2 protein-coding genes are annotated in these 1,471 nt (G+C 65.1%); both read right to left on the reverse strand.

Annotated features, from left to right (window positions below):
- Positions 1 to 174: 174 nt before the first annotated feature.
- Positions 175 to 636 (reverse strand): hypothetical protein, encoded by a 462-nt coding sequence (locus BT341_RS43370; protein WP_072482504.1) that lies wholly within the window; start codon positions 634 to 636, stop codon positions 175 to 177.
- Between the two features lie 3 nt (positions 637 to 639).
- A partial coding sequence (locus BT341_RS45840) for a portal protein (RefSeq protein ID WP_177329121.1) occupies positions 640 to 1,471 on the reverse strand: 832 nt, incomplete at its 5' end.

A 1,471-nucleotide genomic window follows, 5' to 3' on the forward strand; every position in this document is an offset into this window, starting at 1 on the left:
CAGTGTGCTGCAGCGCCGTCGCCTCCACTTCGACGACGACCTTTGCGCTGCCGGGGGCGAAGTGGCTGGGCACGACCCAGTAGGCGCACGGGTATTTCGAAACGCTCGGCCGGAATTCGTCACCGCTGGTTCCGGTGCCGATGACCGGACAGCGGTACGTCTTCTTGGCCATGATTACGCTGCCTTGCTGATGGTGCAGATGCCTGCGGCGTTCGGGGTGAAGGTGAGCTTGTTGCCGACCGTGGTGGCAGGCACGTCCGCCGGGGTAGCGTCGCCCAGGAAGTAGCCCACGACAGGGTCGACCTTGCCATTGATGGTGCCGATCGCGCGCACGACGCCGTAGCGCCAGGCGGGAATCGAGCCGCCGGCGGCAGTCAGTTCGGCCGCGTCGCCGGTGAACTTCACCGTGCTGCCCGAGATCGTCAGCGCGTCGTTGCCCAGCGTGATGCCGCCTGAGCTGTAGCCCCCAGCCGCGGCGATCTCGCTGCTCACATCGGCGAACACTTCCAGCGTGGCCGGGTTCGGTGCCCAGGCGCTGGTGTGGTACGACAGCTTGAACGTGTTCGCCGAGTTCAGCAGGCCGAGCGCGATGTTCAGCACTGCCTTGTCGGGGATGATGAATGGGCCAGCGGCCATGATTTATCCTTCGTATTGTTGTTGCGGCAGCACCTTGACGGTGTGCGATGCCTTGCCGTCCGGGCCGCGCACGATGTGCGTTTCAGCCGACGCCAGCTCTTCCAGCTTGCGGTGCAGGTCGACGATCAGCTGCATCGCGTTCGGCATGCTGCCGTCGACCTGAGCAGTGCCAGCCTCGGCCATGCGCATTTGCAGCTCGGTGTTCTTGAGGCCCAGTTCGATTTCCTTGATCCGGACTTCCTTCTCCTTCAGCTGCAGGTCGATCAGCTTGAGCTTCGTGCTCGCCTCCAGCTCGGCCAGGTCGGTCTCGCGCTTGTACTCGGCGTCCCGCGCCTTGCCCTGCTGGCGTTTGTCTTCCAGCTCCAGTTCCATTTTGGCCAGCACCTGCTCGGGCGTTTCCTGCGGCGGCTGCGGTGGGTTCGTGGCCGGATCGGTCAGCAGACGGTCAGCGCCCTGGATGTTCCCGGCCTTCAGCAGCATCTTGCCCAGCTGGTAGACGTTCTCCGGCGTGACCACGCCCAGCGGTGCAGCTTGCTGGAAGTAGGCGCCCATCATGTTCAGGAACTGGATCGTCTGCGACTTGTCGCCGGTGCCGAGGCCCACATTGACCGTCACGCCCATGTCCGGAGACCAGTTGCGCGGGTCGTATTCGACCCAGGTGTCGCGCAGGCGGATCGTGCCGGGCTTGTCCTGGTACTCGCAGGTCAGGCGCAGCAGGCGCTTGCACAGGTCTTTGCAGCCGGTCTCGCCGAAGATGCGCAGCATCATGAGCAGGCGGCGCTGGTCGCGCGCGTCGGCAATGCGGGCGCCGGCGGCGGTCTTATTCAGGCTGTCG

It is taken from the genome of Amycolatopsis australiensis (genome assembly GCF_900119165.1).
Lineage (GTDB): Bacteria > Actinomycetota > Actinomycetes > Mycobacteriales > Pseudonocardiaceae > Amycolatopsis > Amycolatopsis australiensis.